The 8973-nt window shown below is 40.2% G+C and carries 10 protein-coding genes; 2 read left to right on the top strand and 8 right to left on the bottom strand.

From position 1 onward, the window contains the following. Positions 1-220: 220 nt before the first annotated feature. Positions 221-829: a DUF805 domain-containing protein gene (locus tag FTT84_RS15640; RefSeq protein ID WP_180081757.1), complete on the top strand. Its 609-nt coding sequence runs from the start codon at positions 221-223 to the stop codon at positions 827-829. A 45-nt stretch (positions 830-874) separates the two neighbouring features. On the opposite strand, the gene FTT84_RS15635 is transcribed toward FTT84_RS15640, so the two are convergent. From FTT84_RS15635 to rutD, 8 genes are all read right to left on the bottom strand, one after another. Continuing rightward, the gene (locus FTT84_RS15635; protein WP_171533333.1) at positions 875-1288 is read right to left on the bottom strand and encodes a TM2 domain-containing protein; all 414 of its coding nucleotides are present in this window, start codon (positions 1286-1288) and stop codon (positions 875-877) included. 243 nt (positions 1289-1531) lie between these two features. Then, positions 1532-2404, bottom strand: a complete 873-nt coding sequence (locus tag FTT84_RS15630; RefSeq protein ID WP_180081756.1) for an NAD(P)-dependent oxidoreductase — start codon at positions 2402-2404, stop codon at positions 1532-1534. Positions 2405-2413: 9 nt separating this feature from the next. Continuing rightward, on the bottom strand, positions 2414-3769 hold the full coding sequence (gene rutG / locus FTT84_RS15625) for a pyrimidine utilization transport protein G (protein WP_180081755.1): 1356 nt from the start codon (positions 3767-3769) through the stop codon (positions 2414-2416). 33 nt (positions 3770-3802) lie between these two features. Continuing rightward, the gene (gene rutF / locus FTT84_RS15620; RefSeq protein ID WP_257223427.1) at positions 3803-4312 is read right to left on the bottom strand and encodes an NADH-dependent FMN reductase RutF; all 510 of its coding nucleotides are present in this window, start codon (positions 4310-4312) and stop codon (positions 3803-3805) included. A gap of 171 nt (positions 4313-4483) precedes the next feature. After that, on the bottom strand, positions 4484-4864 hold the full coding sequence (gene rutC, locus FTT84_RS15615) for a pyrimidine utilization protein C (RefSeq protein ID WP_180081751.1): 381 nt from the start codon (positions 4862-4864) through the stop codon (positions 4484-4486). Between the two features lie 20 nt (positions 4865-4884). Then, a complete protein-coding gene (gene rutB, locus FTT84_RS15610; RefSeq protein WP_180081749.1) occupies positions 4885-5646 on the bottom strand; it encodes a pyrimidine utilization protein B in 762 nt (253 codons plus the stop codon). Continuing rightward, positions 5643-6758: a pyrimidine utilization protein A gene (gene rutA / locus FTT84_RS15605; protein WP_180081747.1), complete on the bottom strand. Its 1116-nt coding sequence runs from the start codon at positions 6756-6758 to the stop codon at positions 5643-5645. Before rutA ends, rutB begins: the two co-directional genes overlap by 4 nt. Before the next feature lie 340 nt (positions 6759-7098). After that, positions 7099-7920, bottom strand: coding sequence for a pyrimidine utilization protein D (rutD, locus tag FTT84_RS15600; protein WP_180081740.1), 822 nt, complete (start codon positions 7918-7920; stop codon positions 7099-7101). A gap of 457 nt (positions 7921-8377) precedes the next feature. On the opposite strand from rutD, the gene FTT84_RS15595 reads away from it, so the two are divergent. Continuing rightward, complete coding sequence (locus FTT84_RS15595) at positions 8378-8872, top strand: hypothetical protein (protein ID WP_180081736.1); 495 nt, start codon at positions 8378-8380, stop codon at positions 8870-8872. Positions 8873-8973: the final 101 nt, after the last annotated feature.

The following is an 8973-nucleotide window of genomic DNA, read 5'->3' as shown; positions in this document are numbered from 1 at the left end:
TTATGCCATTTTTCTTTATACTGTCACTTAGGCAGGCTGGACACTTGATTTCTAGAGTTATTCGCATTTCTCTATTTTATCAAAATCCAACCTGCTTTTTTTCAGCATACTTTTTGAAACACCACCATAATATATTTATTTTTCAAATAGCTCTATTATTATAAAATTGAATAACAACACTACATTTACGACTTAATATCCATAAAAATAGAGACTAATAATGAAAGGGCAAATTCTAGATTTTTCAATCCAGACCAATACAGGCATTATCAGTGGCGATGACCAAAATCGCTACAATTTTACCGGTGCAGAATGGCGTGGACAACGCCCACCTACTCGTGGCGATCGTGTGGATTTTGATATCGATAATGCCGGTAGTGCAATTCAAATCTTTACCGCATTGGGTCACAGCAACCCTGTACAGAATATTTCCAATCAATTAGACAAACTTTCTGATCAGAATAAAGCTGAAGAACAATTCAACATGATTGACTGGTTTGTTAAATGTTTAAAAAATTATGCGACTTTTACAGGGCGTGCTCGTCGTAAAGAATATTGGTACTTTGTTTTAGTTCAATTTATTATTTTAATTGTTGCTCAAATCATTGATGCCATACTCGGCACTGAATTTGTCTTTTATGCCATTGTGGCATTGGCGCTCTTTATTCCAAGCTTTGCAGCAGCAGTTCGACGCTTACATGATACAGGTCGCTCAGGTTGGTGGTCTTTAATTGCACTTATCCCTCTGATTGGTGCCATTCTATTAATTATCTGGCTGGCTTCAGACACCAAACAAGAAAATAATCAATGGGGACAACCTGCTAAATAAAGCAGACAAAAAAAGGGCGATATCGCCCTTTTATTCAATCATTATTTAGCCATATTTACGGGCAAAATCTTCATCTGAGGTACATAAGTAAATAATGAACTCGATGAAAGCCACCAAGGCTGGAATAAAGGTCCAGCAGAAAATCAGATAAACAATGCCCCAGCCGATTTGCCCCAAATAAAATTTATGAATACCGAAACCGCCGAGAAAAAATGCCAAGATTGCTGCAATAATCCTGTTTTTATCGCCCACTTGAGTTGGAAATACTAAAGGTGAACTGAGGATATAAATGTCATTGGCCTGACCTGTTCCATCCACGGTAAAATCAACTTTCTGCCCCCGTGCAGGTGGAACTTGCCCACGCCAGTGCGCGCCAGAAAATTGATAACGGTTTTGATCATCACCACTGATCACTCCCGAATTGGTCTGAATGGAAAAATCCAATATCTGCCCTTTCATAAATACCCTTGGTTTTCTTTATATTATCTTTTTAAATTATAGGTTTAATTGGATAAATTTAAAACAAATATCAACAACCTAATAATTCGAACAGGACTTAAAATACTTGTACTTATAATCTTCTCTAAATATTTTATAAAATAGTCCAACTAAATAACTTCATTACAAAAGCGCTTCAAATAAAAAACCCGGACTTTTTAATCCGGGTTTTTAATGAATCATTTAATCTGAGGCGCTCTATATTTACCGCAACTCGATTTGACTGATTTTTTCCAGCCCCTGTACAGCGGCAGAAAAATCCAGTTGACGCGCAGACTCCTTCTCAAAGAAAGCAAATTGCTGCTGAATCAAATGCATACTCGGAAGATTCAACGATTGCTCCTGAATCAAATCGACTGCAATGCCAATATCTTTCTGCAATAAATCCAAAGCAAAGGTTTTATCAAAACTGCGGTTGAGTACCCGTTGCCCCATAATATTTTCAGAGATACTGCTTTTGCCACTGGAGTGATTGATACAATTCAAGGCAGCAGACAAATCTACCCCTTTGGATTTAAGCACGGTTAAGCCTTCTGCCAAAGCCCATAAATGGGTGGCCATCAAGGTATTATTTATGGCTTTTACCGCAAAACCTGAACCACTTTCCCCAACATATTCAATCAAACCTGAAAATGCAGCAATGATCGGTTTAGCTTTTTCAAAGGCATCAACATCACCACCAATCATGACGCTTAAAGTGCCCTTTTCCGCACCGATGGTTTGACCTGAAACAGGGGCATCTAAATATTCCACACCCAATTTTTTCAGGTTTTGACTTAAGATTTGAGCCGATTGTGGAACACCACTGGTGCAATCAATCCAGATACTGCCTGGCTTGGGTGGATGCATTGCAATCAGTTGTTCTATATCTGCACTGGTCGGTAGGCAAGAAAAAATAAAATCGGCCTGTACCGCTTTTTCTATATCTACAGATTGGGTTTGAAAGCGAATTGAATGATGGTCTGCCTTGGCTTGCGTTCTGTTCCAGACCCAAACTTCGTGTCCAAGTTTAGGAAGATGGGAGGCCATATGCCATCCCATTGCCCCGAGTCCAATAAATGCAATTGTCTGATTCAAAATGAACTCCTATTGATTGACCACAGGTGTAACTGAGTTTGCTGTATTTTCACCGACTGAACTGCTTGCATCTTCCCCGCGATTTAAAAACAGGTTCAGGGCAATTGCAGCTAAAGTTGCAGTTCCAATCCCGCCTAAATCGAAGATGCCAATTTTCAGGCTAAAGTTACCAGCCCCCATAATCAGGCTGACTGCAGCAATAATTAAAGTGCTGTTTTTGGTGAAATCTATTTTGTTGTCAATCCAGATTTTTGCGCCGGCCACGGTAATCAAACCAAATACCATGATGGATGCACCGCCCAATAATGCCACTGGAATGGTACTGATCACGGCACCAAATTTAGGTGAGAGACCGAGTAAAATCGCGAACACACCGGCAATGACAAATACCGTCGTTGAATAGACCTTAGTGACCGCCATCACGCCAATATTTTCGGCATAAGTGGTCATACCTGTACCACCCACCGATGCTGACATTGAGGTACATACACCATCTGCAAAGAATGCACGGCCCATATACGGGTCCAGGTTCTTGCCGGTCATGCCCGATACCGCTTTAAAGTGACCCAGGTTTTCAGCCACTAAAATTAGTGCCACAGGTGCAATTAATAAAATGGCATTGGCATTAAAAACAGGACTATGAAAAGTTGGCAAACCAATCCAGGCTGCTTCAGAAATGATGCTGAAATTAATCGGCGTACCAAAACCCATGACATTGGTCATCAGGAAATAAATGAAATAGGCCGCAACAATACCAAGTAAAAGTAATAAACGGCGTACCATCCCTCGGGTAAACACCGCGACTACACTAATACAGATAATGGTGACCACTGCCATCCAGGTATCGAATGAACTTGCAGATACACTTTTGATAGTCACTGGCGCAAGGTTCAATCCAATAATCATTACAATTGCGCCCGTCACAATCGGCGGCATCAGTTTTTCAATCCAGCGGGTGCCAGTTTTCATGACAATCAAACCGATGCCGGCATAAATCAAACCACAAACGATGGTTCCGCCGAGCGCCAAGGCAATATTGGGATTAGATCCTGCACCGGCATAACCAGTTGCCGCGGCGACCGCACCAATAAAAGCAAAACTGGAACCCAAATAACTCGGCATGCGCCCGCCGGTAATCAGGAAAAATAAAATGGTCCCGATCCCGGTAATTAAAATGGTCAAGTTCGGATCGAAACCCATCAATAACGGTGCAAGCACCGTTGCACCAAACATTGCAAAAGCATGTTGTAGCCCTAAAACAATACTTTTCCCCGCAGGTAAATATTCATCCATTTGGACTGGTGTTGTATCTAAATTGCCTTGATAAGGCTTAAATTCTGGAAACCACGATTCTTTTTTTTGCATGGGTTTCCCCTCCCCTCAATTAGGAATATTGGATTAGTTCATGGGTTGTGGCTCGCAATACGCACGATTGAAATACATCAATGCATTCCTGCCTTCATTTTGTTTCATGGCTTTGACCTGACAGATCAGTACATCATGACTGCCGACCGACATGCTTTGCACCACTTCACAATCAAACGACACCAGTGCATCTTCTAACACCGGTGCCTGTGTGATCAGTGTTGACCATTTACCACGCAAGAATCGTTCCGACATGGGTGTTTTTCCACCAAAAATATTCGATAATTCAGTTTGATGCGAGGCTAGCGTATTTACACAAAGCACTTTATTGGTTTTAAATGTTTCAAATACTGATGCTGAACGGTTTAAACAGACCAATAAAGTCGGTGGTGAATCGGTGACGCTACACACTGCAGAAGCGGTAAATCCTGCCTGACCCGCTGCACCATCTGTGGTAATCACATTGACGGCTGCACCCAAATTGGACATGCCCTGTCTAAAAGTCGCCTGATCAATTTCTGTATGCGCTTCATGCGCCATCATTTGAAAATTTTGTGCATGTTGTACTAAATCTTTTGCAGATTGAACCGACATGATTTTACTGTTCATCACTACCTCCATCACTGCAATTCGATTATTCATGGTTGAATTCGAATTTCAGTTTTGTCCTTTATGGATATTATTTACATCTGTTTTTTTTAAGAATTTTTTGATTTAAACATGGGCAATAGATGCGATTTCAACTAAAGCATCCGGTTTCACCAAGCCCGTCTGTACGCAATAGCGTGCTGGTTTATCACCCGGAAAATATTCCGCATAAACTGTATTGATCGCAGCATAATCGGTCCAGTCTTTGACAAAGACATGATTAAAGGTCACGTCATCCATGGTCCCACCCGCAGTTTCAATGACTTTTTTGATGATTTCCAAAATATGACGGGTTTGTGCGGCTGCATCTCCCACATGCACGACATTGTTATTTTCATCAAAGGCCAAAGTGCCCGACACATAAACAATATTGTCTGCTTTAGTCGCAGGTACATACGGTGCAAGTGGCTTAGCGGTACCTGCTGGTAAAATAATTTCTTTCGGCATGATGTTCCCCTGTAAAAGTTTTAAGCTGATTTTTCTAAAAGATTGGAATGGGTTTGAAAGGTTTCAACAAAGTTTGCTGTGTCGGATACCCAACCAAAAAAGGTTTTAATGTTATATAAACTAGCTTCATGTGCTTCCCCTGGCCCTGCCTGATAACAGGCATCGTCCAGTGCCACACCAAAATACTCCAGAAAAAAACCGTCTCTTAAGGTCGATTCCACACAGACATTGGTGGCAATGCCTACAAACACCAGATTGCGAATGCCACGACTTCTGAGCATGCTGTCCAGTGCGGTATTAAAGAAACCGCTATAACGGGGCTTTTCAATCACGATGTCTTGGGCTAGAGGTTTAAGTTCATCAATCAACTCAAAGTCCCAGCCGCCTTTAGCCAGCAATTTCCCTTGTAATTCAGGCTGTTTACGCATGGTTTTTAAGGCATTGGATTTATGAAAATTAGGAGAATTCACGCCGCCTGCTTCGACATACTGATCATCCCAGCCATTTTTGAAATAAATCACTTGAATGTTTGATGCATGCGCGGCATCCACCGCTTTTTTAATGTTCTCCACTACAGGCTTGGTTTTTGAAACATCAAAACCCGCCAAGTCTAAATAGCCGCCTTTTGAGGTATAGGCATTTTGCATGTCAATCACGATTAATGCAGTTTGCTCAGCTGCCAGTTGAATCGCTTCAGGTGCTGCCTTTAACACTTTTCCAGTACCAGCGGCTTGAGTAAATCCTGCACAAACCACATTTTCTAAAGATTCATTGCTATTCATGCTGACTTCTCCAAAGCTGAAACTTGAGCTACTTCACCTTCAACTACAATATGCTCACGGCATTTCATCAAAGGCTGAATTTTTTGGCCAAAATCTTCTACGCCTTGAATAAAATCATCAAAAGTTAAAAGAATGCCTTCAGTTCCTTCAATTTCACCAATTTCATCCAGCATATTTGCGACATTTTCATAAGAACCGACAATGGTGCCCATATTGATATTGACGGGTGAAACACTGGATGCCATTTGACGAATATTGGTATCGGCGCCAGATTTGGTATCTTTACCGCCTTGGTTCATCAGCCAGTTAATCGCCTCGACATCTGCCCCATCGTTATAGCTTTGCCATTTTGCAAAAGCTTGTTCATCAGTCTCTGCCGCAATCACCATAAACAGCACATAAGTTTGCACATCGCGCCCGGTTTTATCGGTATGTGCCTTTAAGCGATCATTGATGTCTGCATAAGCCTTCGGTGTATTTAGACCTTTACCAAAGACAAAGTTGTAGTCTGCATATTTAGCCGAAAACTCCAACCCCGTATCGGACTGCCCTGCACAAATGATTTTCATATCGGCTTGTGGAACTGGACTGACCCGGCAATCATCCATTTGAAAATGCTCGCCTTTAAAGTCTGATTTACCCGTCGCCCAAAGCTCACGTAAAATTTCGACATATTCAGATAAATAGTCGTAACGTTTCGCAAAGTATTCATCACCCGGCCACATGCCCATTTGTTTATATTCAGGCGCTTGCCATCCCGTTACTACATTTAGCCCAAACCGCCCATTGGAAATGGAGTCAATGGTGGATGCCATACGTGCCACAATTGCAGGCGGCATCACCAAAGTTGCCGCTGTGGCATAAATTTTAATTTTGCTGGTCACTGCAGCAAGGCCAGCCATTAAAGTAAATGTCTCGAGGTTATGATCCCAAAATTCGGTTTTCCCGCCAAAGCCACGCAGCTTGATCATCGAGAGTGCAAAGTCAAAACCATAATGTTCTGCACGTTGCACAATTTGCTTGTTCATTTCAAAACTGGGTTTATATTGCGGTGCATTTTCAGACAGTAACCAACCATTATTTCCGATTGGACAAAAGACGCCTATTTTCATTATTAACACCTCATTTTTACCATTTGGTTATAAACATGCTTCAAGCAACCCACTTGAACTTTTATAGTTAATATTTAGCAAATGCTATGCCAACATTATTAAAATTATATTTTTCAATAATTTGTAAATATTTTATTTTAACAAACAGTAAAATAACCTATAAAACACGTGCACTGTTTTAGCGATAATGGCTCCAAAAAAATGCATAATCTTTAAAATTTGAAAATGCGGCATTGATCGATATCGAATTATTTTTATGAAAAAATGAATTAAAAAACCGCGATCTTAAAAATCACGGTTGGATAAAAAATTTACTGGTTATTGCTGTAAATAAGCCTGCTTAATTCGATAATGAAACCACTTTAAAAAAATGATTTTGGAAAAATTGAAGCATGGTTTTATTCAATAATTCAGGCTCTGTGACCGTGGATGCATGTGCTCCTGAAGCAAGAATACTAAGTTGTCCATGACCAAGCGCGTTCTTTAAATCACTCGACTTGTGGACGGGCACTAAAAAATCATCTTGATTGGCTATGAAGTGTAATTGGCTATATTGCAAGGCTTGGATGTGCTGTTCATTGATCCTGAATTTCTGTGCAGCCTCAATGCGCTTCAATACATTTGCAGCCGGTGGAAAATCTTCAAGTTGAATATTTTCCAGCGTATTTAAATGCTGGTGATTTTTTGAAATCCATGCCGGTGGATATAGAAATAGCCCCTGCGCCCGTATATAAGCTTCTGCACCTGCTGATTTTAATAAATGAATCCGGGCTTCAAAACATTTTTGGGTATGTGGATCGAGCTCATCCCATGAGTTGATACAAGTCAGACTTAATAATGTCATTTCAGATGACTTCATCAATACCGCCAACTCTGCCCCAATAAATCCACCAATGGCATGACCGATAAAATGAAAATCCTGAATTTTTTCCAGTTTTATAATTTCCAGTAACTGTTTTGCCAGATCGGTAATTGCATACCCCTCTGGTAAAAGAACGGAATCTGCATGGCAGCCTTCCTGGTCATAACTCAACACATGAAAATATTGGGTTAATGCCTCAATTTGTGGTTTCCAGAAACTCGCATGACCACCCAAGCCTGAAGATAAAATCAGGAACTCGGCTGCTGTATTTTCTGTACATTGATGAATTTGATAGTCCATTTTTTACCATTCATTAAAATAAATTTAATAACAAACAGCAAAAATTGTGCCTAAACAATCAAATAAATTTAGTCTATATAATCAATAGAAAACCCTGATTGCAGTGAAATATAGGCAACGGAATTTGATATAAAAAGAGAAAGAGTAAAAATTTAAATCCAAAAATTTGCCTAACAAGATTTACTTTCAGACTCAAATCTACAACAAAAACCGCTAAACCCAAGTCAACCTAAAAACTTAAAATAAGTGAATACAGTAAAGACCAATAAAAGAAAAAATGTAAGAAAATAACGTGCTAAAACAAGCATTAAAAATCAATATGCCATTTAATTGGAGTCAAGTTTATAACAATTCTAGGTATTCCCTGTCTCTAGGCACTCTCTGTCTCGTAATAGAACAGTCGCGCACTAGAAATAGCAGTACACCCCTATCTATATTTTTTTTGAGGTGAGGGTTCATGGACACAGCAACTGAATATCCCCTATTTCAATGTCACTATCTGCCGCGTTATTTCATTGGGCTGATCTTTAGCCCTGCCATATTTATTGTTTTGGCGCAGCATTCACTCAATAACTTCAATATGGTTCAAGATATTAGTAGTCTAATTCAGTATTTATTAGCTCAATCCCTGTCAGGTTGGTTAATGGTGTCGCTCATCCTCATGCTGGCTTGTATTGCCATGAATATGAAACTTGTGGTCACCAGCCAGACCATCTCCATACAAAGTATGGGAATAAAGCTGAATAGCATGGTGCAGCGTAATACGCTGTGCAAAGCCCAGCTCTATTCCTCACATGCCTCAAAGTATCGTCTGCTTAAACCACACATAACAAAAGGATTAAGCCAGCAAGAGTGGAAAACCTGCAGTATCGGTTTTATTTTAAAACCTGAATTTCGCAAGCACTATAAAATGGCACATATTGATTTGGTGGTGTTTCAAAAAGTATGCTGAAAAAAAGCAGGTTGGATTTTGATAAAATAGAGAAATGCGAATAACTCTAGAAATCAAGTGTCCAGCCTGCCTAAGTGACAGTATAAAGAAAAATGGCATAA

Origin of the sequence: Acinetobacter sp. YH01019 (assembly GCF_013420285.1) — a bacterium.
Classification (GTDB): domain Bacteria; phylum Pseudomonadota; class Gammaproteobacteria; order Pseudomonadales; family Moraxellaceae; genus Acinetobacter; species Acinetobacter gandensis.
This window is presented reverse-complemented; position numbering and strand designations above follow the sequence as displayed.